This window comes from Thalassospira alkalitolerans, from assembly GCF_002115745.1.
Taxonomy (GTDB): domain Bacteria; phylum Pseudomonadota; class Alphaproteobacteria; order Rhodospirillales; family Thalassospiraceae; genus Thalassospira; species Thalassospira alkalitolerans.
This window is the reverse complement of the sequence record NZ_JFKB01000006.1, coordinates 243,179-267,186: the sequence shown is the minus strand read 5'-3', so window position 1 is coordinate 267,186 and position 24,008 is coordinate 243,179. Positions and strand designations below refer to the sequence as shown.

The following is a 24,008-nucleotide window of genomic DNA, read 5'->3' as shown; positions in this document are numbered from 1 at the left end:
TGTTTTGCCGACCCTGCTAGACTTTAGTACAGCCCGAACTTACATATCTTGATGACGTTAGGGAAATCAGGCGGTTGGGCGTCATTTTTGTCTTGTACCAGAGTGTTAAAAATAATTGGCATTCCAGTACCGAATAATGCTATTCCATTGGAATATTCCGAACACAGAACTGGCATCAACGTATTCCGGGCGGCCCAAAGTAAGGATCACGCAATATGCAGGATATTATCGCCAAGCTCGAAGCCAAGCGCGACGAAGCGGCAATGGGCGGCGGTCAGCGCCGCATTGATAATCAGCACGGCAAAGGCAAACTGACCGCGCGCGAGCGTCTTGACGTTCTTCTTGACGATGGCTCGTTCGAAGAATGGGACATGTTTGTCGAACATGATTGCGTTGATTTCGACATGCAGGAAAATCGCATTCCCGGCGATGGGGTGGTTACCGGCCATGGCACGGTCAATGGCCGTCTGGTGTTTGTCTTTTCCCAGGATTTCACCGTATTTGGCGGCGCGCTTTCGGGTGCCCAAGCGCGCAAGATTTGCAAGATCATGGATCAGGCAATGAAAGTCGGCGCGCCGGTGATCGGGATTAACGATTCCGGTGGGGCGCGGATCCAAGAAGGTGTCGAAAGCCTTGCCGGTTATGCCGATGTATTTCAACGCAATGTCGAGGCATCGGGCGTTATCCCCCAGGTTTCCCTGATCATGGGCCCGTGCGCGGGCGGTGCGGTTTATAGCCCGGCGATGACGGACTTTATCTTTATGGTCAAGGACAGTTCATACATGTTCGTGACCGGCCCGGATGTGGTTAAAACCGTGACGCATGAAGAAGTCACCCACGAGGAACTCGGTGGGGCGATGACCCATACCAGCATTTCCGGTGTGGCCGATCTGGCGTTTGAAAACGATGTTGATCTGTTGTTGCAGACGCGCCGGTTCATTGATTTCCTGCCGCTGTCCAATAAGGAAAAGCCGCCTGCACGCCTGTGCGAAGACCCGTTAAATCGCGATGATTTCTCGCTTGATACGCTGGTCCCTGAAAATCCCAACATGCCCTATGACATGAAGGAACTGATCGCAAAGGTCGTTGATGAAGGCGACTTTTATGAAATTCAGCCCGATCATGCCAAAAACATTCTGGTTGGCATGGCGCGCATGGATGGTCGCACGGTGGGGATTGTCGCCAATCAGCCGATGGTTCTGGCGGGGTGTCTTGATATTGCATCATCGAAAAAGGCCGCGCGGTTCGTTCGGTTCTGTGATGCCTATAACATTCCGATTGTGACCTTTGTCGATGTGCCGGGCTTTATGCCGGGCACCGCACAGGAATATGGCGGCATCATCAAACATGGTGCGAAACTGCTGTATGCCTATGCCGAGGCCACGGTGCCAAAGGTCACCGTGATCACCCGCAAGGCTTATGGCGGAGCCTATGACGTGATGGCATCCAAGCATCTGCGGGGCGATGTCAACTATGCCTGGCCGACAGCGGAAATTGCCGTGATGGGGCCAAAGGGCGCGGTGGAAATCATTTTCCGGGCCGATATGAACGACCCGGCCAAGATTGAAGCCCGCACCGAAGAATATCGCGAAAAATTTGCCAACCCGTTTGTCGCAGGGCGCAAGGGGTTCATTGATGATGTCATCATGCCGCATGGCACGCGCCGTCGCGTGTGCAAATCGCTTGCCATGCTGCGCAACAAAGACATCAAAAACCCGGCCCGCAAACACGGCAACATTCCGTTGTAACGTCGCGACAATCCATTGGGGAGAGCACTTTCATGTTCAAGAAAATCCTGATTGCCAACCGCGGCGAAATTGCCTGCCGTGTGATCAAATCAGCCCGCAAGATGGGCATTGCCACGGTGGCGGTTTATTCCGACGCCGATAAAAATGCCCTGCATGTGCAGATGGCCGACGAAGCGGTGCATATCGGCCCGGCGCCGAGCAACCAATCGTATTTGATTATCGATAAAATCATTGGCGCGTGTAAATCGACCGGTGCCGAAGCCGTCCATCCCGGCTATGGCTTCTTGTCGGAAAATCAGGCCTTTGCCAAGGCGCTGGATGCGGAAAACATCGCCTTTATCGGCCCGCCGGTTGGCGCGATTGCCGCGATGGGCGATAAAATCACCTCCAAGAAAATCGCCGCCGACGCCGGGGTTTCGACCGTGCCGGGCTATATGGGCGTGATCAAGGATACCGCCGAGGCGGTTAAAATCGCCAATGACGTCGGTTATCCGGTGATGTTAAAGGCATCGGCGGGCGGCGGCGGCAAAGGCATGCGCATCGCGCGCAATGACGCCGAATGCCGCGAAGGGTTTGAACGCGCAACGTCGGAAGCCGCCAATTCGTTTGGCGATGATCGCGTCTTTATCGAAAAGTTTGTCGAAGAACCGCGCCATATCGAAATTCAGGTTCTGTGTGACAAGCACGGCCACGGCATCTATTTGGGTGAACGCGAATGTTCAATCCAGCGCCGCCATCAAAAGGTTGTTGAAGAAGCCCCGTCGCCTTTCATCGATCCAGAAACCCGCAAGGCGATGGGCGAACAGGCGGTGGCGCTGTCACATGCGGTCAATTATTGCTCGGCCGGGACGGTGGAATTCATTGTTGATAAAGACAAGAATTTCTACTTCCTTGAAATGAACACAAGGCTTCAGGTCGAACACCCGGTGACCGAACTTGTCACCGGCGAAGACCTTGTTGAATGGATGATCAAAATCGCCGATAGGGAAAAGCTGACCCTTAAGCAAGATGACGTCAAACTGACCGGCTGGGCGATGGAAACCCGCGTCTATGCCGAAGACCCGTTCCGCGAGTTCCTGCCGTCAACCGGGCGTTTGGTGCATTATCAGCCGCCTGTTGAAAGTGCGTCGGTGCGTGTCGATACCGGTGTCTTCGAAGGCGGCGAGATTTCGATGTATTACGATCCGATGGTTGCGAAACTCGTGACCTATGGGGAAACCCGCGACGATGCGATTTCTGAAATGCGCGCGGCCCTTGATGCCTATTACATTCGCGGTATTTCGCACAATATCCCGTTCCTGGCGGCTGTGATGGCCAATAAACGGTTCCAGTCGGGTAATATCACCACCAATTTCATCGCCGAAGAATACCCCGATGGGTTCTCGGCCGATGATCTGCCCAATGATGATCCGGCAACCCTTGTTGTGGTTGCGGCCTATTTGAACCAGCGCGTGACCGAACGCAATGCCCGTATTACCGGCCAGGTCAGCGACCATCCGCTGGAAATTGCCGAAAGCTGGGTCGCGGTTTGCGGTGATGATCACACTGCGTTCGATATTGAAATCGACGGTGTTAACAATGATTATATTATCGCCATCGGGGATCGCAGCTATGGCGTATCCTCGGGTTGGAAAATCGGTGATGCGATGTTTGTCGGCGACATTGATGGCGGCCCGGTCTGTGTGCAGATTGACCTTGAAGGGATCGGTTATCGCCTGTCGGCCAATGGCATTCAGCGCAGCTTTAAGGTGATGATGCCGCGTGTGGCCGAATTGCAAAAACTGATGCCGTTCAAGGCCCCGCCAGATATGTCCAACTTCCTGCTGTCGCCGATGCCGGGCCTTTTGGTCAAGGTCTCGGTCGAGGAAGGCCAGACCGTTCAGCCGGGCGAGGAATTGTGCATCCTTGAAGCGATGAAGATGGAAAATGTGCTGAAGGCCGAAAGCAAAGGTGTGGTCAAAAAAATCCACGCCGAACAGGGGGGCAACCTGTCGGTTGATGCGATCATCATCGAGTTCGAGAAAGACGAATAAGCCGTCAGTGTCCCTCTTGGACGATGCTTGATGAAGGCGCTGACTTGAAACGGTCAGTGCCTTTGTTGTTAACTAAATTCGGTAACTACTATTAGTGGTAGTTTCTTAGCGTCTCCAGAGGCGATATACTTTATTTATACTTTGGGGGATTTTTATGGCTCGGTTCAGTAGCGTTTTCCATTTGTCGAATTCTCAAGCAGAGCTCGATTTCGTAGATATTGAGCTTAATGGCGATGTTCCGCTTTATTTGGACCCCTATGCAATCCAAATTAGAGAGGATGAATGGTCAGAGGTGTGTGGAGACCATATCCGGAGCTTCTTCGATGAGGTTCTTCAAGGCCTAAGGGCTGGAAATGATGAGCAGGTTGTGCACCTGCTATCTCATTTAGGAGAGCCAAATGAAACACATTTGGGCCAATCAAAGGGGAGTCCGAGAGGGAGAGGGTTCGGCACTGAAAAAGCGAAAAAATTAGCTGGTGCGCTTCGAAACAGCCGGGCATTTGAGACAGGTTTGCTCGCAGATGTTGCAGAAGCAGAGCTTTTTATCCACGGGGTAGGTCCGGATCTGATTTCAGACCTTACTACCAATGTACTGAGACAGCCCTTGGCTACGTACACATTAAATCAATGTGAGCTTCATGATGTTGAGACCGTGCAGGTTAGCTCCTTGCCACCATGTTGGAACCCGGTCACATGCCGATGGGAAAGTAGAGCCCTTAATTTGCCTGTATATCAGGGATTGCCAATTCTTTTGGTGCCGAAGTTCAGTGTTCGACAACGTTTATGTCTAGATGGGCAAGAGTTCTATAACTTCCACATGATTGAGCATCTCCGTGCAGAATATCTTGAAGCAGGAGCGGGTATCGTTCACTTCTTCAAGGATGGTAGACCACACGTTTTCAAGAAGGATGTTAAAGAGAGGCATCCTTTCGTTAAGGATGCTCTGGCAGAATTCGTTCGAGATAATCCAAATGTTCTTGAGTTGTATAAGCAAGTGAAGGGTGCTGAGGGCGCTTTGAGTGCAACAGACTTTGATGCGGCGTTTGATGAGAGAGAGTTTGCACGTGAGTTGCCCCGAGTGCTTGCTGGCATACCAACAGGAAACAACGATGCAGATGTTTACCACAACTGTGTTTTGGGCATTCTCACTTTCCTATTTTATCCAAACCTCATTAACCCAATAAAGGAAATGGCGATACATCAGGGCCGCAAGCGCTTGGATATTAAGTATACAAATACAGGAGAGCGAGGATTTTTCAGTTCGATACTCCAATCTCCACAAACGAGAGCCCTATCCGTGCCTGTGGAATGTAAAAACTACTCAACGGACATTAACAATCCAGAGCTAGATCAGCTGACTGGAAGGTTTGGTCATACGCGTGGATTTCTGGGTTTCTTGTTGTGTAGGTCAGTCAATGACCGAGCTAGATTACTTCAAAAATGCAAGGATGCTGCTTTGGACGGTCGTGGGGTGATCATCATTCTTGAGGATAATGATCTTAACGAAATGCTCCACCTCGTGTCTATTGGTTCCCGAAGGAACATCAGTGACTTTCTCCAAAACAAGTTGGATGCCGTAACTCACTGATTCACAAATTTCTAAAAGTTTGAGGCGCTGGCGATCAGATCGTTGGCGTCTTTTCTTTTAACCTGTTCAACCACTTGTGCTTTCAACCCCTTTCGAATAGTTGCAACGCATATTAAATACAATAAACGGGGCTTTACGGCGATTTCGGGCTGACCTATGGTCACCGATTGAGGCGAGATGCTTTGTGCATGGCCATCCAAGAACAAGAAACGAGGCTTAGAGCATGTATAAACTGATTGCATTTGATGGCGACGATACGCTGTGGCACAACGAGCCGCTTTTCCGCGACGCACATATCCGTCTGCGTGAAATGCTGTGTCATTATGTTGATGCTGAAACCGTCAATGATCGTCTGTATGAGGCCGAATTGGCCAATCTTTCGATCTATGGATATGGCATCACCGGGTTTGCGCTGTCGATGATCGAAACCGCGATCGAGGTTTCGGATAAAAAAATCGGTGCTGCCGATATTCACGAACTGGCCGAAATCGGCAAATCGATGTTGCGCGCACCGACCCGTTTGATCGACGGGGCCAGCGATGTGTTGCGCCATTATGCTGCACAGCCTGATCGCAAGGTGGTTCTGATCACCAAGGGCGATTTGATCGCCCAGCAGCTTAAGATCGAACGGTCCGGTCTTGAAAACCTGTTTGACGGGGTCGAGATCGTTTCGGAAAAGGATCATCTGACGTATCGCAATATCTTTGGCCGATATGGGGTTGAACCCGACGAGGCGGTGATGATTGGCAATTCGATGAAATCCGATATTCTGCCGGTTGTTGAATGCGGCGGGACGGCGATCCACATCCCCTATGAAATCACCTGGGTGCATGAAATGGTTGATCAGACCGAAATCGATAGCGACAAGATTGTCGAGGTCGAAAGCATCAAACATGTGCCCGAACATATCGAAAAACTTGAACGCGGCCTGCCAGTATATGGCACCGCCGGGAGGATCGAACATGTCTGATTGCGCCGGTTCTGAAATGTCGACCGAGGCGTCATTGGCGACCGGGCCCGCCGCCGGGCTTGATGCCCAGACGCGGCTTGAACTTGAAGCCGCCGCGTTTCGCGGGTTGGTAAAACACTTGCAGGATCGCAAGGATGTTCAGAATATCGATCTGATGAACCTTGCCGGTTTTTGCCGCAACTGCCTTGCCAAATGGTATCTGGCCGCCGCACGCGAACGCGATGTTGCGATGGATTATGATGGTGCGCGCGAAGTCGTCTATGGTATGACCTATGATAACTGGAAAGACAATCATCAGGCCCCGGCAAGTGCCGAACAGAAACAGAAATATCAGGATACAGCCCATCTGCACGCGCAAATCCCCGGTGCAAAATAATTGGCAGGTCAAAGGATGGCGATATGACCACAACCGAACCTGATCCGAAAACCGGCACCGGAAACATATCGGTTCATGCCCGGATCGAAGGCCGGGTTCAGGGCGTGTGGTATCGCGCCTGGACAGTGGAAGAAGCGCAAAAACGCGGCCTGACCGGCTGGGTGCGCAATCGCAAAGACGGCACGGTCGAGGCCGTTTTTTGTGGCCCGGTTCCCGCCGTGCAATCGATGATTGCCGCCTGTCATGACGGGCCGTCGCGGGCCGAAGTCAGCCGTGTACATGAAGAACCCGGTTTGGAAGAGAGTTTTGAGGTGTTTGAAAAACGCCCAAGCGCATAGGGACACGCGCCGGATTTTAGGACGGCATTTTCAGATCAGCCGTTTAAGCCTTTTTCTGCGTTGTCGCGGAAAAGGCTTTTTCTTTGATGCGATGCGGTGGCATGCTGTTGTCATCCTGTCCGGGCAGTCAGGTTATATGTTTCGGGTTATATCATCGCAAACTGGCCGGAACCGGGAACCAAACAGGGAGATAAAACACATGAAGTTGACGACGAAATCATTTGGCGTTGTCGCCATTCTTGCAGGCTCGGCCTTTTGTGCCTTTGGCGCACAGGCTCAGGAACCGGCACAGAATGACGGCCTGAACGCATCGCTTTGGTATCAGACCGCGGTTGAATACAAAACCACGGCCATTTCTGTTTACGCCGGGGCGACGCGCCTTCTTGATGACGCCATTGGCGATCACAGCTGGACAGCCGCCCTTGAACAGGATGGCAATTATTCATCCAAACCCCCCGCGATCATTCTTGATGTTGATGAGACGGTTCTTGATAACTCGGCCTATCAGTCTTGGGTTGTCACTGCCAATACGTCCTATAGTTCCAAAACCTGGGCGGCATTTGTTAATGATGCGATTTCAACTCCGACACCGGGGGCGCTTGAACTGACCAAGGCGGCTGCGGCCAAGGGTGTTGAGGTTTTCTATGTGTCGAACCGCAAGGCACCGGAAGAAGCCGCAACGATTAAAAACCTTCAGCAATATGGTTTCCCCTATGCCGATGCAGATCATGTGATGCTGCGCGGTGAAAAGGAAGAATGGGGGTCCGCCAAGGCAACCCGTCGTTCGGCTGTGGCGGCGGATTATCGCGTTATCATGTTGTTTGGTGATAACTTTGGCGACTTCACCGATGATGTTGATGGCACCATTGATGAACGCCTCGAAGTTATGGACGAATACGCAACCTATTGGGGGGAACGCTGGTTCATGCTGCCGAACCCGACCTATGGGTCATGGGAATCCTCGGCATTTGGCAATGACTGGAAAAAATCCCCCGAAGCCCGCCGTCAGGACAAGCTTGACGCGCTTAATAGCTGGTCGGGGCCGCAAGAATAATTTCTTTCACATCTGACGATAGAAAGGGGCGTGCAATGATCGGCGCGCCCCTTATTTCATGACCCAGTGGAATGCGCATTTGATCTCGGCCGTGCCGTTGTGATCATACCAGCGGCCATGCGTATATCCATCCGGGGCCATCGAGGCAACAAACATCTGCTACAGCCACGGCCAAGTGATTGAGAGGTCGTTCGGGCTTGCGGTCACGCTTTGACTGCTCTGGGGGCATGTCAAAAGAGGGCATGGGCATTTCAGAGAGGGGCTAAATCAAATCAGCAACCCTTATAGTTTTTTGCAACACACTCTTTCATAAGTATCTGTGCTGCGGAGATGTCAGCAGGTGTCATAAATTCTTCAACCTTTTTTCGAGATTTTGAATCAATATCTTCCCCTAAAGATGCCGAAATATTAAGCCACATGTATGCAGAGACGATATCTTTTGATACGCCGCGTCCGTCGGCAAACATGAATCCAAGATTTTTTTGAGCTTTTGCATGGCCCTGTTCAGCGGCAAGGGAGTACCACTTCACGGCAGTCTTATCATCTTGTGGAACGCCTTCTCCGTCTTCATGCATTTTCCCAAGATTGTTTTGAGCTTTTGCATGGCCCTGTTCAGCGGCAAGGGTGTACCAATTCACAGTAGTCTTATAATCCTGTGCTACGCCGCGTCCGTCGTTATACATCGTCCCAAGATTGAATTGTGCCTCGGCAAGCCGCTGTTCAGCGGCAAGGGAGATCCACTTAAAAGTTGTCTGATCATCCTGAGGAACACCTAGTCCGAAGTAATACCTGGCCCCAAGATTGTTTTGTGCTATTGCGTACCCCTGTTCAGCGGCAAGGGTGTACCACTTCACGGCAGTCTTATCATCTTTTGGAACACCTTCTCCGTTGGCATACATCACCCCGAGATTGTTTTGTGCTTTTGCATGGCCCTGTTCAGCGGCAAGGGTGTACCATTTCACAGCAGTCTTATAATCCTGTGGTACACCGCGTCCGTCGTCATACATCAGTCCAAGACTGTTTTGTGCTTTTGCATGGCCCTGTTCAGCAGCGCGGGAGAACCACTTAAGAGCAGTCTCATCATCCAGCGACACGCCTAGTCCCAAGTAATACATTGTCCCAAGATTAGTTTGCGCTTCGGCAAGCCCCTGTTCAGCGGCAAGGGTGTGCCACTTCACCGCAGTCTTATAATCCTGTGCTACGCCTAGTCCCAAGTAATACATTGTCCCAAGATTAGTTTGCGCTTCGGCAAGCCCCTGTTCAGCGGCAAGGGTATACCACTTCAGAGCAGTTTTGTGATCCTGTGGAACACCTTTTCCTGCGTAATACAGCGCCCCAAGATTGTTCTGTGCTTCGGCAAAGCCCTGTTCAGCAAGAGGAGTAAATTCTTTTAATGCAGTTGCAAAATCTTCGTTTCGTGTAGCAATTACCCCCTTTTGGAAGTGAGTGGCGCAACCAGATAATGACATTATTATTAATAGAAAAACTGGTATAATAAAGGCGAATCTCACAATGACGTCCTTTGATATGGAAATACCGGAGTATTATATATTTTTTATTTCAGTGGTTGTTTTGATAAATATTTTGCAAAATCAAATCACCATTTGCAAATCCATACGCATATCTCTGCCCATGATCGTACGGCGAACCTCCCCTCAACGACTTGAAGATATCACATTACGCTCATGTTTGAGCGTAATGCCAAGGTAGAAGTTCATCAATACGATTAATCTTGTGATCTGCAATTCTGGTGAGAAGATTGGTCAGCCAGGCTTGCTGGTCAACTTTGTTGAGTTTGGCACTCACGGATATTGGTGTTGGGGCGACTGTCGGGGCAGGGGTGATATCGCTTCGGCAATGACCGCAATGCTGCTGCTTTATCGCATCGCCCAGCGGAATGCGCGTTTAAGCTCGGCAGTGCCGTTGTAATCATACCAGCGGCCATGCGCGATAATCACCCGTTCCGGCGCCCATGCGATCATTTGATTGACCGCTTTTCGCAGGCTTTCCTTGTGCCCTGCAAAGGTCATGCGCATATCGCGCGGCGCGCAGCCATCCGGGTCCATTGAGCCAAACATCCGTATCAGCCAGCGCCAGATCGGGCTTTTGATCTTGTGGGCCTCGAAATTTTCAATCAGGTCAGTCAGGATCAGGGTGTTTGATTTCGGATGGTAAAACACCGCCTCGGACAAATAACCGCCGCGCACCATCACCTGTTTGATTTCATCCGCCCATTCCGGTTCGGCACTGTCGGCAAGTTCGGCATCAAACGATACTGCCGTGCCGATCGATTTCGCCCGCTTGATCACACCGGGCGCACAGAAACTTTGCGCCGTCGGATAGGCCGCCTGCCATTCAGGCACCCCGGCATAATAGATGGTGTTGGGCGCAATCAGACAGGCAACCTCGCCCAGCTTATCAACACTGGCCTTGAGCTCCGGCGTCAAACGGATCGGTGAATGGATAAACAGCTTGCCTGATGCCAGCCGGATGATCGTCATCCGGGTCGGAAACGGCAGTTTCATGTCAAGATACTGAAATCCGATCACAGGGCCGTCAATGATCCAGATATCATCCCCAATGGCCTTGGGAACGTTGAGCGGATCATAGGTATCAATCGAAAACATCGCGGACCTTTTGGGGATGGGGTCGCTGACTATTGGGGCTATTTCACGATCTTGCCAGGATTTAGCATTCCATCGGGATCAATCGCGCCCTTGATGGCGCGGAGCAGTTTCAGTTTTTCCGGGGATGCATAGCGGGCCAGTTCATCAAGTTTCAGCTTGCCAATGCCATGTTCGGCACTGATCGATCCGCCAAGATCGGCAACAATATCGTGGATCAAACGGTTCAGGGTTTCCCAACAGGCAAGATAGGCATCCTTTTCCATCTTAAGCGGCTGGGTGAAATTGAAATGGATATTGCCATCACCAACATGACCAAACGGGCAGGGACGAATGCCCGGGATCAAATCACCAGCGGCGGATATTCCGCGCACCAGAAGTTCTGGTACTTTGGACACCGGCACGGAAACGTCATGTTTGATGCTGCCCCCTTCAAATCCTTGCGCCTCGGGAATGCCTTCGCGGATCGCCCAAAGGTTGGCGCGCTGAGCCTCGGATTGCGCCAATGTTGCGTCGCTGGCAAGCCCGTTTTCAAGGGCGGTTGCCAAAAGCCCGGTCAGAACGGCATCCAGATCATCTTTGGGCCGGGGTGATGTCAGCTCGATCAGGACATACCAATCGGCAGGGGCCGAAAGCGGCGCCAAAAGCCCCGGTAAATGCGCCACCGTCATGTCATGGGCAAAGCCGCAAATCAGTTCGAACGCGGCAATGCCATCGCCGGTTTCGCGTCGTGCCAGTGCCAAAAGGTCAAGCGCGGCATCAGGTGTGGGCACGGCAACCCAGGCGGTGGCGATATGTTTGGGTCGGGGAAACAGTTTCAGTGTTGCCTTGGTGATAATGCCAAGCGTGCCTTCAGCCCCGATAAACAGATCGCGCAAATCATAGCCGGTATTATCCTTGCGCAATTTCGATAAGCCGTTCCAGACACTGCCATCGGGCAGGACGACTTCAAGCCCCAGCACCAGATCGCGGGTATTGCCATAACGGATCACGTTAAGCCCGCCGGCATTGGTCGCAAGGTTGCCGCCAATCTGACAGCTTCCCTCGGCACCCAGGCTGAGCGGGAATAAAAGATCGCGATCACGCGCGCCGTCCTGAATGGTTTTCAGGATCGCACCGGCCTCGACCGTGGCGGTGAAATCGCGGGCATCAATTTCGATGATCCGGTTCATGCGTTTCAGGTTCAGGATAACTTCCGCCCCATTGGCAACCGCCCCGCCGCATCGCCCGGTATTGCCGCCTTGCGGGACAATCGCAATGCCATGTGCCGCGCAGATGACAACGCATTTGGCGACTTCATCGGTATTGGCTGGAAACAAAACCATGCCCGCATCGCCGGTAAACTTGCCGCGTGCTTCGGTGTTATGGGTCGCCAGAATACCGGTTTCCATGCTCCAGCCCTTGGGGCCAAGGGCATCCTGAAGTTCCTTGATCGCGGTGGCGGGCAGGATGGGCATGGGGTTTCCGCTCAGATTGGGGTTATGGATTGGATTGGACTGGCGCGCGCGGCGCACTGGCGCGTTTCATCCGGTCATTGATCGCAAGTCCAAGGCCGGTATCGGGGATCGGCGCAATGGCAATGCCATCAAAACGCGGCTGATCGGCTTCGTGCAATTTGGCAAACAGATTGGCTGCGGCTTCGCGGTCATTGCCGGTTTTTGATAACCACAGGACTTTATCAAATCCCTTGGTCACGCAATCAGGACCAAATGCCAGCAGGATTTCATGGCCGTATTTTTCGGTGTCAGGCGCGGTCGCATTCAGGCGGACCGGCAGGCCCGGCGCATAATGGCTGGTCATCATGCCGGGGCTTTTGGGCGCGGTATCATCGGTTTCTGCCATGACAACATCGGTGCCGAGAATTTCGGCCACCTGATCACCGGTAATGCCACCGGGTCGCAACATCACCACCTGATCGGTGGTTAAATCAATCACCGTACTTTCAAGCCCGACCCCGCATGGCCCGCCATCCAAAATCATGCCGATGGCATTGCCAAGGGATGCTGCCACATGGGCGGCGGTTGTCGGGCTGATGCGGCCGGATCGGTTGGCCGAGGGGGCGGCAATCGGGCGACCGACGGCACGCAACAAGGCGCGCGCCATGTCATGGGCCGGAACACGCACCGCAATACTGGGCAACCCGGCGGTGGTCAGTTGGGAAACCGTGCTGTCATCGCGTTTGGGCAACACAAGTGTTAATGCACCGGGCCAAAATGCCGCCGCCAGTTTATCGGCACGGGCATCAAATACCGCATGTTTTGCCGCCGCGTCACGGTCGGGAAAGTGGCTGATCAGCGGATTAAAGCTTGGCCGTTGTTTGGCGCTAAAAATGCCCGCCACCGCATCATCATTTGTCGCATCCGCCCCAAGGCCATAAACCGTTTCGGTCGGAAAGGCGACAAGCTCGCCGGCGCGCAATTTTGCTGCGGCCTGTGTCAGGGCACCTTCGGAATAGGGGCGGATCGTCAAAGCCGGGGACATCAAGCGTTCCATCTTAAAAAAATGCAGTCACCTGAAATACCTAGCGACGATACGGCCTGATGACAAGCATGAAGGATAAGGACTTTTGGTGTGCAAATAGAATTGAATGATGTTCCTGATGCGAGATGAACAGAGAAAGGGCGGGGGAAATTTTGATCTGAACCAAACAGCGCAGAGCCGCCATAAAAGATGGCGGCTCCATTTTACGCTCTAGTCCGGTGGTCGCTCTGCAGTAGTGACCCGGACCGCGTCGCCGTTATTCCGGCGGCTATTTACGTCACCAACATCACTGTGTGGCGATGACTTTCTTATAGCCGAAATTACCCGAAATGTCAAGGAAACTGCGGTTTGTAACGGTTAAAGAAAGGCCGGAAAAACAGAGCGGCTTGCCTTTGTTGCGATGCACAAACGACAAGCCGCTAGGATTGCTTTGGAATTCGTTTTTCGTACCGCTGCGCGGTAGATCAGCTTTGGTATTTTACCGGTACCGACGGGCTGCGCGCAATGAAGAACGGATTGCGGAAATCAGCCTTGCCATAGGCAAACCGAGTCCCATCCATGTTTTCAACAACACCCCCGGCCGCGGCCAAAACCGCGTGACCGGCGCCAATATCCCATTCCATGGTTGGGCCAAGGCGGGGGTAAAGGTCGGCGACGCCCTCGGCGATCAGGCAAAGTTTAAGCGAGCTTCCCGCCGGGCGCAGTTCCTTGACCGCAAGATCGCCCAAAAAGGCTTTCATGGCTTCGGGATCGCCATGTGACCGTGATCCGACAACCACAACGCCATCTTCGGGCATGTTGCGCACGGTGATGTCCCGTGTGGTGTCATCAACATCGCCCTTGCCATCAATCAGTTTGGCGCCATCCGGCCCGCCGTAATAAAGCTTTTCAATCGCCGGGGCGTAAACCACGCCCAAAACCGGGCTGCCTTTGGAAATCAGGGCGATATTAACCGTGAATTCGCCGTTGCGTTTGATGAATTCCTTGGTTCCGTCCAGCGGATCGACCAGCCAGAAGAAATCAGTATCGCCATCAACATCAGGAATATCGCCCGCAGCGGCACTTTCCTCGGACACGATTTTGACATCCGGGGTCAGGGCGCGAAGCCCCGGCAGGATGATCGCCTCGGCGGCGTCATCGGCCTCTGTCACCGGCGATGCATCGTCTTTCGAGCGGATTTCGAAATCGGTTTGATAGATTTCCATCATCGCAGCACCGGCACGGCGCGCAATTTCAATCAGCCCGTTTTCAAGGGCGCTGGCATCGGCCGGAAGGGCAATCGTCATGGCAATCTCGTTTGGCTAAACTGTGATGTACTAAATGCGTTAAAAGGGCATAGGGAATTTTGCGTCCAAGGTCCAGCCCGCACATGCGTTTATGGGCTTATCGTTGAATGGGGTAATGCGTAAATGTGGCATTTCCGGTCATGCGGGTTGATGGGTTCTAAACCGGTTGCGATAGCGGGCCGGGGGCACACCGGCAATATCGCCAAATGCGATGCGAAATGTCTCGATCGACTGAAAGCCGCATTGCTGCGCAATATCGGAAAGCGACAATGTGCTTTCTTCCAGCAGTTTCATGGCCCGAAGGATCCGTTCGCGGCGTAACCATTTAAGCGGTGCCATGCCGGTTCCTTCGCGGAAACGCCGTAAAAACGTCCGCTCGCTTAATCCTGAAAAGGCGGCCATTTCGCCGATCTCAATTGGCTCGGCCAGCCTTTCGCGTGCCCAGTCCAACACGGCGGCAATTGATTTTCCCGGGCGTTCCTGTATCGGGGCTTCGATATATTGTGCCTGCCCGCCATCGCGATGGGGCGGCATCACCAAACGCCGTGCCACCACATTGGCAACCTGTGCGCCATGGTCGGATCGGATAACATGCAGGCAAGCATCAATCCCCGCACTGCTGCCTGCTGATGTGATGATCTGATTGTTTTCGACATAAAGCACATCATCGACAATCTCGATATCGGGATACATCGCATGAAGCTTGTCGGTATAGCGCCAATGCGTTGTCGCCCGTCCGCCCCGCAATAACCCGCTTGCGGCCAGAACAAACACCCCGGAACAAATCGTCACGATCCGGCACCCGCGTGCATGGGCGCGGCACAGGGCATCGCAAAGCGCGGCTGGTGGCACGACATCCGCCCCGCGCCAGCCGGGGATAATGATGGTATCGGCCTGATCAATCAATTCGATCCCGGCATCGGTCGCAACGCGAAACCCGCCCATCGCCCGAATTTCCGGGTCTATGGCGGCAATCGAACATCGATACCACGGAAAATCAAATTCCGGCCGGGGCAGGGCAAAGGCCTCTAGCGCGATGCCAAATTCAAACGTGCAAAGCCCGTCATAGGCCAGAACCACCACATGATGCAGGGCGTCAGTTTGGTGCGTGGATGCGGCTGGATGGTCGGCCATGGGTGGCAAGTTCCCGTTTTGAGATGCTTTGGCGAAAAATTACTGAACAATGTCACTTTGGCCACTATCGCGAAAAATGGCAATCGTTACGATCAGATCATCAAACAGGGCAATGCCCGCCAACCGAGGTATCGAGATGAAAAGTCTGATCAATGAAATTGCCCCGGCCCCCTCGCATATTGCACGTGCGCATTTTGATGCGATGCTGGGTTTTGAAACCGATTGCTGGGACACGCATGCAAGCCTTGCGGCCGGGGCGGATGACTTTATTCTGGTTGATGTTCGGTCCCCCGCCTTATTCCAAAGCGGCCATATCGCGGGGGCGATTAACATCCCGCATGGCAAGATGACCGAACGCCGCATGGGCGAATATCCTGATGGTAAAACCTTTGTGGTTTATTGTGCCGGCCCGCATTGCAATGGTGCGAACAAGGCCGCATGTCGTCTGGCCGCCCTTGGTCTGCCGGTTAAATTGATGATTGGCGGCATCACCGGCTGGCTTGACGAGGGGTTTAACCTTGTGACCCCCAAGGCATAAGGAACGCTGGCACAAGAAACATTACGTCAGGTAAGTCATGTCCCGATCTTTATTCCGATCCAAAACATTGCCCGATATCCGGCCGGTCCAAAGGGCCGACATGCCGACCCTGATCAATTTGATTGCGGATCATGCGGCGTTTGAACGCCAACAGGTTGATAAGGCCCATCTGGTGCATGCCTTGCCCGATTGTTTTTTCGGGGATGATGCATGTGCCAGGGTTCTGGTTGCGGAATGCGGTGGGGAATTGGTGGGATATGGCACGGCCAGTGTGGAGTTTTCAACATGGCGTGCCGCCTGTTTTTTACATTTGGATTGTCTGTATCTGGCACCGCAAAGTCGCGGTTTTGGGCTTGGAACCCGCATGCTGGCCGCGTTTGCCGATGTGGCGCGGGCGCAAAACCTTGGCTGGATGGAATGGCAGACGCCTGATTGGAACGAAGACGCGGCGCGGTTTTACCGCCGCAATGATGCGGTTGGGCAGGCCAAGCTGCGCTTTTCAAAACAGATTTCCGGCTAGCTGGCACTACCCGCTATGGATCGTTTCAGGGCTGCTATCAGGTCATGATGCAACGGATCATGACCGGGCAGGATCGGGCCGTCATCCCCGGTGGGCGAAATACCCGGTTCGATCTGATGGCGGGCCAAATCGGGCAACAGGTTTTCGGTTAGTTCAATCAGGGTAATCGCGGTCGGGATATATCCCGTTTGTGCGCTTTCGTTCCATGCCATCGCATGATCGCGGCTTGCGAAGAACGGGCAAAACCGTTGTTCGCCCTCGCCGGGGCAAATCAGCCAGCCATTGTTATACAGCGCCCAGACACCTTCCCACGCAATCACGTTTTCGATGAAATACTGGTACCGGATGTCACGTGGAGTGGTGTTTTGGTGGCTGTTTGTCATACCGGTACTGTATGGCTGATCAGTCCATTTTCGCAATCCCACAGATGCATCATGTATTGGCCGGGTTCGCCAACCAGTCGATAGGGCTGATCGGGGCGGATGTCAAAAGCGATCTGGTGGGATGACGACGGGGCAACCCGAACGGAAATTCCCGCAAAACAGCCCTGTATTGTTCGGTGCATATGCCCGCACAGAATGGCTTGGATCTTGCCATGTTGGGCCAGAATTTCTCTGAGTTCTGCGCGGCCTTCGATCAATCCCATGTCATCCATCGCCTGAAGGCCGGTTTTGATTGGCGGGTGGTGCATAAAGATCAACACCGGGATGTCGCCCAAATCTTTTAATGTCTGTTCCAGCCAGCCAAGCCGCTGCGCGCAGAGCGCACCATGCGGTTGGCCTTCGACGCTTGTATCCAGACCAATGATTGCAAGGTCAAACCCCGTTTCAAGCAGGCATAAATGCCCCGATTGTGTGGATTTAACCATATCGGGAAGTTCGGCAAGCATCGGTCCGCGGGCATCATGATTGCCCGGTACCGCGCGCACCGGGATGCCAAATTGTCGCAATGCCCGGCCAAGATCTGCATATTCCGCCGCTGTGGCGCGTTCGCCCAAATCCCCTGAAAACAGGATCAGATCCGGCTGAACAGGTTGGCGTTTAATGCTGTCAATCAGCGCGTCAAATGCTTTGCCGGTGTCAAATTCCCCGCCAAGTTTGCGTCCGTCCGTCAGGTAATGGGTGTCGCTCAATTGCGCTATCAACATTGTTTCGGGCTCTTGTGGTCAAAGGTGTCAAAGCAGGTGCCAAGGATTTGTGGATTTAGCCATGTCTGAAGGCAAAAGTGGACTGGTTTTTGGCGATGTCATGGAATTGTATTGGAAATGTCACCATTTTCCGGCGAATTTTGTGGGAATATTTCGTTGAAATCATCGAAAGCCTCAGATTTTCCACGGCCCGCTGCGGGCAATCGTCCTTGGTCTAAACGAATATGGAGATGCTTGTCATGAACCCTTCGAAGTTTAACCTGTCGCGTCGCAAGTTTCTTGCCGCGAGTGCCGCAATTCCCGTTATCGGTTTGGCACCGGGGCTGATCCGTTCTGCCCGGGCTTCTGGTCCGGTAAAGTTGCAATTTATGTATCCGGTCGGCGTATCGGGTGACATCAACCGGATCGTTTCCGGGATGGTTGCGGATTTTAATGCCCAGCACCCGGGTATCGAAGTCGAAGCCATCTATGCCGGTAGCTATGATAATACCGAGCAAAAAGTTATCACAAGCCTTGGTATCGACGAACCGCCATCACTTTGGTTGCCGATCAACTCGGCACTTCAGACCTTCCTTGGGCTTGATGCGCTTGAAGATATCACCGACCTTGCCAAGGCCGACGATATTTATGACGATTTCCTGCCGGGCTTCCTCAATACCTGTATTTCCGATGATCGTTTGTACGGTCTGCCGTTCCAGCCATCGACCCCGGTGCTTTATTACAACAAGGATGCCTTTAAGGCTGCCGGTATTACCAAGGCACCCGATACCTGGGACGAGCTTTTGGTCGCGGCACAGGCATTGACCCTGCGCGAAGGTGGCGATCTTAAACGCTGGGGCCTTACCGTTGGCGGTGGCTGGCATGACTGGATTTTCGAATGCTATTGCCGTCAGAACGAACTGGTGCCCTGGCAGAAAGACAAAGTGTTGTTTGATCGCCCCGAAGCAATCGAGGCACTTGAATTTTGGAAAAAAATGGTCGATGCCGGTGTCATGCCTGCGGCGTCAACCTGGCAGGGATCGGCCAATGATTTCCTCGCCGGTCATACCGCGATGCTCTATCACTCGACCGGGTCGCTGACCAATCTGCGGACCTCGGCATCGTTTGATGTTGGCGTTGCCTTCATGCCGAAAAACAAAACCTATGGCGCGGCACAGGGCGGTGGTCCGCTGATGATTGCCAAAAATCAGTCGGATGAAAAGAAAGAAGCCAGCTGGACCTTTGCCCGCTGGATGACCAATACCGAAAATCAGGCAAAATGGAGCCGCGCAACCGGCTATCTTGCTGTGCGTAAATCCGCATGGGAATCAGCCGAAATGCAAAGCTACCTTGTCGAGGTTCCTGCGGCCAAGGTTGCATTGGATCAGGCTGCCTATGCCGGTGCCTTCCTTCAGGTTCCGGGGTATCACCGTGTGCGTGAGCACCTTAAAAGTGCGCTTGATCGTACCCTTGCCGGTGAAGTCGATGCCGCGAGTGCGCTGGTCGAGGCAAACAACAATTCCAATCGCGAAATTGAGCGTTTGATGCGTCGCCAGAAAGGCTAACGCAAAATCGATATCCGGGGCGCGGGATTGGTTTTGCGCGCCCCGGGTTTTTTCAATAATTCCCCTGGATACCCGATTATGTCGCACCGCTTTGCAACAGTGTGGCGCAAGGAAGTTTTTCTGGCCTATGCGCTGCTTCTGCCGTCGCTGATTTTTCTGGCGGCATTTACCTATTGGCCGATCCTGCGATCCTTTTGGTTCAGCCTTCATGATGTTGCACTGGGGGACCCCAGAATATTCTGGCTGGGGGCTGAAAACTATTTGCGGCTGCTTGATGACGGGTTGTTCTGGAAAGTTCTGGGCAATACGGCCTTTTACACGCTGACAACCATTCCCCTGTCGATCATCGTCGCCCTTTTGCTGGCCGTGGCCATGGATAGCAAATTGCGCGGGATGGCGATTTACAGATCGGCATTCTTCTATCCGGTGATGATCCCGTCTGTTGCGGCGGGCATGGTGTGGGTATTTTTGTATGCACCGGGTTATGGCCCGATTAACGAGGCGCTTAATTTCCTTGGGTTGCCGCGCCTTGACTGGCTTTACGACAGCAAATGGGCGCTTCCGGCAATTATCCTGATGAGCATCTGGAAATATTCGGGATATTTCATGCTGATTTTGCTGGCCGCGTTGAAGCTTGTGCCCTCGGACCTTTATGAAGCCGCCCGTCTGGACGGGGTCGGGCCGGTATCGCGATTGCTGCACATCACCGTGCCGTTGATATCGCCGACCTTGTATTTTGTGATCGTGATCGGCCTTTTGCACAGCTATCAGATTTTTGATTACGTCTATGTCATGACCCAGGGCGGACCAGCGGATTCCACCAATGTGCTGACATTTTATATCTATCAGAACGGTTTCCAGTATCAGGATATCGGCTATGCCTCGACCATTGCCAATACGTTGCTGATCTTTGTTCTGGGGTTGATTGGTTTGGTTGCGCTGACCCTTGGCCGTCGCGTGCATTACATGGGGGAACGGTAATGACTGACATCGTTCGCAACACACAGGCCGCGAGCACCGCGACCACCGCGAGCACCGCCACCACCGCCGCCAACACTGTTGCCGCCATTGTTCCATCGCCGTTTTCTGTGGTTCTGCGGTGGATGTCGCGCCGCTGGCAGCATTTCATTCTGGCGCCTTTGGTTTTGCTTTGGCTTAGCCCGATGATCTGGATCGTTCTAACCTCGCTTAAAACCAAGGTCGAAGTTTTTGATCCTGATGCCGGTATTTTGCCCGCGGTTTTGAATTTTGCCAATTATCCGGCAACCTTGGCCGTCGCCCCGTTCGGGATGTATCTGGTCAATTCAATCTTGGTGACCGGGTCGATCCTGATTGCCCAACTGGTAACGATTACGCTGGCGGCCTATGCCTTTGCCCGGCTGGAATTTCCGCTGAAACGGTTTTTGTTCACCCTGTTCCTGCTTCAGGTGATGTTCCCGATCTATGCGATTTTCCTGACCAATTTTGTCACGCTGCGTGAATTGGGGCTGATCAATACACTGCCAGCGATGATCGTGCCGTTTGTTGCCTCTGGCTATGGCACTTTCATGCTGCGTCAGGCATTTCGCCAGGTACCATCCGAATTATCCGACGCGGCCCGCCTTGATGGCTGTGGTCATCTTGCCATTCTTTGGCATGTCTATTTGCCTTTGGTGCAACCCACCTTGGTGGCCTTTGGCATCATTTCGGTTGTGACCCATTGGAATGATTACATGTGGCCCTTGCTGGTCACAAATTCCGACAGCGTGCGCACATTGCCCATCGGTCTTGGACTGCTTGCCAAATCAGACAGCGGTGCAGACTGGACCCGTTTGATGGCGGGGACCACGCTTGTTGTGTCGCCGCTTTTGTTGGTGTTTGTGATTTTCCAGCGCCGCTTCATCGATAGTTTCATGCATACCGGCGTCAAGTGACGCTTCTTCGGAGACCCCGCAATGGCTACCGTTACTCTTCAGAATATCTGCAAGTCCTATGACAAGCGTGACGTTGTGCATGACGTATCCCTGACAATCGAGGACCGGGAATTTATGGTTCTTGTCGGCCCGTCGGGATGTGGCAAATCGACAACCCTTCGCATGGTTGCCGGATTGGAAGACATCACGGCTGGTCAGTTGGTGATTGATGGTGTGGATGTTACCCATGCCGCCCCGCAAAAGCGCGATATTGCCATGGTGTTTCAGTCCTATGCCCTGTATCCGCATATGACCGCCTATCGCAATATGGCCTTTGGCCTGATGAAAACCACCAAACTGTCCAAGGCCGAGATTGACAGCCGTATCCACGAGGCCGCCGAGATCCTGAACATCAATGATCTTTTGGACCGGCGGCCCAAAGAATTATCAGGCGGTGAACGCCAACGCGTGGCGATTGGCCGCGCCTTGGTCCGTCAACCCAAAGTCTTTTTGTTTGACGAACCGCTTTCCAATCTGGATGCCAAATTACGCAATCGCATGCGCGGCGAACTTAAACGTTTGCACCGTGAATTGGGGCTAACGGTTATTTACGTCACCCATGATCAGATCGAAGCCATGACCCTTGGCACCCGCGTTGCCATGATGTCCAAGGGGCGCTTGCAACAGGTCGGTGCGCCGATGGATATCTATATGCATCCGGCCAATACCTTTGTTGCGACCTTTATCGGGTCGCCTGAAATGGGGTTGATTCCGTGCAAGGCCAATGGCACTGGAATGTTGTCGCATACGGCATTTCAGGCCGGTATTGATATGGGGCAGGCGGGGCTTCCGGATGATTTGATTTTGGGGGTGCGCGCCGAAGAAGTCAGCCTGACACAGGGCATTGGCATGGCGCGCGGACGGGTTGAACGAACCGAATTAATCGGTGCCGAGGCCCTGTTGGAAGTTGCGGTTGGGGACGAACGCATCACCGTGCGCGGGGCAGTTGCCGGTGCGCCGGAACCCGGCACAGAAGTTGGACTTGATTTTGACCTGTCCCGTGTAAGGTTGTTTCACGGTAAAACGGGTCATGCAATTGATCTGCAAGTTGACCTGCAAGACTGAGCTGGAGAACGCATAGAAATGGCACCAACAACCCGCCAACAACAGATTTTATCCTTGCTCGAAGCTCAGGGCATCGCCGCAATCAGCGAGATTGCCGAGAAATTTGATGTTTCTGATGAAACCATTCGTCGCGATTTGAAAGTCCTGTCTGCGGATGGGATTGTTGAAAAGTTTCATGGCGGCGTCCGATTGTCGCAATCATCGGCCGAACCCCCGTTCGAACGACGTTTGAACGAGGCCGCAGACGCCAAGGCAAAAATCGCCGCCCGTGCCGCGAAATATATCTGCGAAGGCGCAACTGTCTTGCTTGATAACAGTTCCACGGCCTGCTTTTTGGCCCGCGAACTGGTGCATCGCGAACGGATATCGGTTCTGACGATTTCGTTGGAAATCGCGCGTATTTTCGCATCCGCCAACAGTCGGCACCGGGTTATCCTGCCGGGCGGAGAATTGCGCGCCGAGGATCAGACATTGACCGGCGTGCGCACAATCGAATTTCTGTCGCGTTTTACGCCGACCTATTTCGTGACCTCGATGGTCGCAGGCTCACCGCGCGGATGTTATGATTTTGATCTGTTCGAGGCCGAATTTAAACAGGCCATGATCCCGCAGGCCGAACAAACCATCGTGTTGATGGATAGTAGCAAGTTCGAAAAATCCGGGCTGATCCGTGTTTGCGATTGGTCCGAGGTTGATGTGCTGGTGTCTGACAAAGTTCCCGATGGCATCGCCGCCGAACTTGAACATGGTCATGTGCTTTTGGCCGATGGGACGAATGGCACCGATGGCGCGGATGATCATGCGTGATGAATAATATGCTGACGTCTTTTTGTGATGTTGCCCATGCCATGCTGGCGGCGTCGCGGCCCATCGCCCGACAATATTTTCGGGCTCCGTTAACCGTTGAACGTAAATCCGATCAAAGCCCGGTGACATTTGCCGATCGCATGATTGAAACCGCGATGAAGGCTGTATTGAGCCAGCATTTGCCCGATCATGGCATTTTGGGCGAAGAACACGGTGGTCATGGGCTTGATACCCGATATGTCTGGGTGATTGACCCCATCGACGGCACAAAAAGCTTTATCTCTGGCGTGCCGGTTTTTGGCACCCTGATTGCGTTGCTTGACGATGGGCGTCCTGTTTTGGGCGTGATCGATATGCCGCTTTTGGCCGAAACATGGGTTGGCCGTGCCGGAAGTGGCACCTTTTGTGGTGATGATTTATGTACGACCGGCAAAATCACCGCGCTTGACGATGCGATTTTGTTTGCCACGTCACCCGATCAATTCGTTGGCGCCGAAGCCGATATATTTGAAAACCTCAGTCGGGCCTGCATCGAACGCCGGTTTGGCGGTGATTGTTATAGCTATGGCCTTTTGGCATCTGGGCATGTCGATTTGATATTAGAGGCCAGCTTGCAACCTTATGACTTTCTGGCATTGGTTCCGATTGTTACCGGGGCGGGCGGGGTGATTACTGATTGGGATGGCAATGTGCTTGACCTGTCATCAAACGGACAGGTCCTGGCCGCGGCAACCCCGGAACTGCACGCCAAGGCTTTGGAACGAATTGCCCAAACCCGCAATCGCAATGTTGCGTAATCGGCA

Annotated in this window: 23 protein-coding genes and 1 pseudogene; 15 read left to right on the top strand and 9 right to left on the bottom strand. The window is 53.2% G+C overall.

Annotation, left to right across the window (positions count from 1 at the left end):
- The first annotated feature begins 215 nt into the window (after positions 1-215).
- From TALK_RS10920 to TALK_RS10890, 7 genes are all read left to right on the top strand, one after another.
- Entirely contained in the window at positions 216-1,748 is a 1,533-nt protein-coding gene (locus TALK_RS10920) for an acyl-CoA carboxylase subunit beta (protein WP_085618725.1), read from the top strand.
- Positions 1,749-1,780: 32 nt separating this feature from the next.
- Positions 1,781-3,781 carry an acetyl-CoA carboxylase biotin carboxylase subunit gene (locus TALK_RS10915; protein ID WP_085618723.1) on the top strand — a complete coding sequence of 667 codons (2,001 nt, stop codon included), beginning with the start codon at positions 1,781-1,783 and terminating at the stop codon, positions 3,779-3,781.
- A 154-nt stretch (positions 3,782-3,935) separates the two neighbouring features.
- Positions 3,936-5,369, top strand: coding sequence for a hypothetical protein (locus TALK_RS10910; RefSeq protein WP_085618721.1), 1,434 nt, complete (start codon positions 3,936-3,938; stop codon positions 5,367-5,369).
- A gap of 223 nt (positions 5,370-5,592) precedes the next feature.
- Positions 5,593-6,339, top strand: a complete 747-nt coding sequence (locus tag TALK_RS10905; protein WP_085618719.1) for an HAD family hydrolase — start codon at positions 5,593-5,595, stop codon at positions 6,337-6,339.
- A complete protein-coding gene (locus TALK_RS10900; RefSeq protein ID WP_085618717.1) occupies positions 6,332-6,715 on the top strand; it encodes a DUF1244 domain-containing protein in 384 nt (127 codons plus the stop codon). The genes TALK_RS10905 and TALK_RS10900 overlap by 8 nt, the downstream gene beginning before the upstream one ends.
- A 23-nt stretch (positions 6,716-6,738) precedes the next feature.
- Positions 6,739-7,053 (top strand): acylphosphatase, encoded by a 315-nt coding sequence (locus TALK_RS10895; RefSeq protein WP_085618715.1) that lies wholly within the window; start codon positions 6,739-6,741, stop codon positions 7,051-7,053.
- A 199-nt stretch (positions 7,054-7,252) separates the two neighbouring features.
- Entirely contained in the window at positions 7,253-8,107 is an 855-nt protein-coding gene (locus TALK_RS10890; RefSeq protein WP_085618713.1) for a 5'-nucleotidase, lipoprotein e(P4) family, read from the top strand.
- Positions 8,108-8,379: 272 nt separating this feature from the next.
- Here the strand turns inward: TALK_RS10890 and TALK_RS10885 are convergent, their stop codons facing one another.
- From TALK_RS10885 to ftrA, 7 genes and pseudogenes are all read right to left on the bottom strand, one after another.
- Positions 8,380-9,618 (bottom strand): tetratricopeptide repeat protein, encoded by a 1,239-nt coding sequence (locus TALK_RS10885; RefSeq protein ID WP_139833795.1) that lies wholly within the window; start codon positions 9,616-9,618, stop codon positions 8,380-8,382.
- A gap of 172 nt (positions 9,619-9,790) precedes the next feature.
- Positions 9,791-9,910: pseudogene (locus TALK_RS10880) on the bottom strand (transposase domain-containing protein); the annotation flags it as partial.
- 74 nt (positions 9,911-9,984) lie between these two features.
- Positions 9,985-10,734 carry a DUF4336 domain-containing protein gene (locus TALK_RS10875; protein ID WP_085618711.1) on the bottom strand — a complete coding sequence of 250 codons (750 nt, stop codon included), beginning with the start codon at positions 10,732-10,734 and terminating at the stop codon, positions 9,985-9,987.
- Between the two features lie 38 nt (positions 10,735-10,772).
- The gene (locus TALK_RS10870) at positions 10,773-12,188 is read right to left on the bottom strand and encodes an FAD-binding oxidoreductase (RefSeq protein ID WP_085618709.1); all 1,416 of its coding nucleotides are present in this window, start codon (positions 12,186-12,188) and stop codon (positions 10,773-10,775) included.
- A 22-nt stretch (positions 12,189-12,210) separates the two neighbouring features.
- A complete protein-coding gene (locus TALK_RS10865) occupies positions 12,211-13,212 on the bottom strand; it encodes an L-threonylcarbamoyladenylate synthase (protein ID WP_085618842.1) in 1,002 nt (333 codons plus the stop codon).
- A gap of 464 nt (positions 13,213-13,676) precedes the next feature.
- Positions 13,677-14,498: a 3'(2'),5'-bisphosphate nucleotidase CysQ gene (gene cysQ, locus TALK_RS10860; protein ID WP_085618707.1), complete on the bottom strand. Its 822-nt coding sequence runs from the start codon at positions 14,496-14,498 to the stop codon at positions 13,677-13,679.
- 138 nt (positions 14,499-14,636) lie between these two features.
- Complete coding sequence (gene ftrA / locus TALK_RS10855; RefSeq protein WP_085618705.1) at positions 14,637-15,632, bottom strand: transcriptional regulator FtrA; 996 nt, start codon at positions 15,630-15,632, stop codon at positions 14,637-14,639.
- A gap of 136 nt (positions 15,633-15,768) precedes the next feature.
- Between ftrA and TALK_RS10850 the strand changes: the two genes are divergently transcribed.
- Both TALK_RS10850 and TALK_RS10845 read left to right on the top strand, forming a co-directional pair.
- Positions 15,769-16,170, top strand: coding sequence for a rhodanese-like domain-containing protein (locus TALK_RS10850; RefSeq protein WP_085618703.1), 402 nt, complete (start codon positions 15,769-15,771; stop codon positions 16,168-16,170).
- Positions 16,171-16,207: 37 nt separating this feature from the next.
- Positions 16,208-16,690 carry a GNAT family N-acetyltransferase gene (locus TALK_RS10845; protein ID WP_085618701.1) on the top strand — a complete coding sequence of 161 codons (483 nt, stop codon included), beginning with the start codon at positions 16,208-16,210 and terminating at the stop codon, positions 16,688-16,690.
- Here the strand turns inward: TALK_RS10845 and TALK_RS10840 are convergent.
- Positions 16,687-17,073: a DUF2750 domain-containing protein gene (locus tag TALK_RS10840; RefSeq protein ID WP_085618699.1), complete on the bottom strand. Its 387-nt coding sequence runs from the start codon at positions 17,071-17,073 to the stop codon at positions 16,687-16,689. The genes TALK_RS10845 and TALK_RS10840 overlap by 4 nt on opposite strands.
- Positions 17,070-17,837, bottom strand: a complete 768-nt coding sequence (locus tag TALK_RS10835) for a phosphodiesterase (RefSeq protein WP_085618698.1) — start codon at positions 17,835-17,837, stop codon at positions 17,070-17,072. The genes TALK_RS10840 and TALK_RS10835 overlap by 4 nt, the downstream gene beginning before the upstream one ends.
- A 239-nt stretch (positions 17,838-18,076) precedes the next feature.
- Between TALK_RS10835 and TALK_RS10830 the strand changes: the two genes are divergently transcribed.
- The 6 genes from TALK_RS10830 (at position 18,077) to hisN (ending at position 24,002) form a co-directional block, all read left to right on the top strand.
- On the top strand, positions 18,077-19,381 hold the full coding sequence (locus TALK_RS10830; RefSeq protein ID WP_169715002.1) for an ABC transporter substrate-binding protein: 1,305 nt from the start codon (positions 18,077-18,079) through the stop codon (positions 19,379-19,381).
- Between the two features lie 78 nt (positions 19,382-19,459).
- Complete coding sequence (locus TALK_RS10825) at positions 19,460-20,362, top strand: carbohydrate ABC transporter permease (RefSeq protein WP_139833794.1); 903 nt, start codon at positions 19,460-19,462, stop codon at positions 20,360-20,362.
- Positions 20,362-21,294, top strand: coding sequence for a carbohydrate ABC transporter permease (locus TALK_RS10820; protein ID WP_085618692.1), 933 nt, complete (start codon positions 20,362-20,364; stop codon positions 21,292-21,294). The genes TALK_RS10825 and TALK_RS10820 overlap by 1 nt, the downstream gene beginning before the upstream one ends.
- Before the next feature lie 21 nt (positions 21,295-21,315).
- Positions 21,316-22,398 (top strand): ABC transporter ATP-binding protein, encoded by a 1,083-nt coding sequence (locus tag TALK_RS10815; RefSeq protein WP_085618690.1) that lies wholly within the window; start codon positions 21,316-21,318, stop codon positions 22,396-22,398.
- A gap of 18 nt (positions 22,399-22,416) precedes the next feature.
- Positions 22,417-23,205 (top strand): DeoR/GlpR family DNA-binding transcription regulator, encoded by a 789-nt coding sequence (locus TALK_RS10810; RefSeq protein ID WP_085618688.1) that lies wholly within the window; start codon positions 22,417-22,419, stop codon positions 23,203-23,205.
- Positions 23,205-24,002, top strand: a complete 798-nt coding sequence (hisN, locus tag TALK_RS10805) for a histidinol-phosphatase (RefSeq protein WP_085618686.1) — start codon at positions 23,205-23,207, stop codon at positions 24,000-24,002. The genes TALK_RS10810 and hisN overlap by 1 nt, the downstream gene beginning before the upstream one ends.
- Positions 24,003-24,008: the final 6 nt, after the last annotated feature.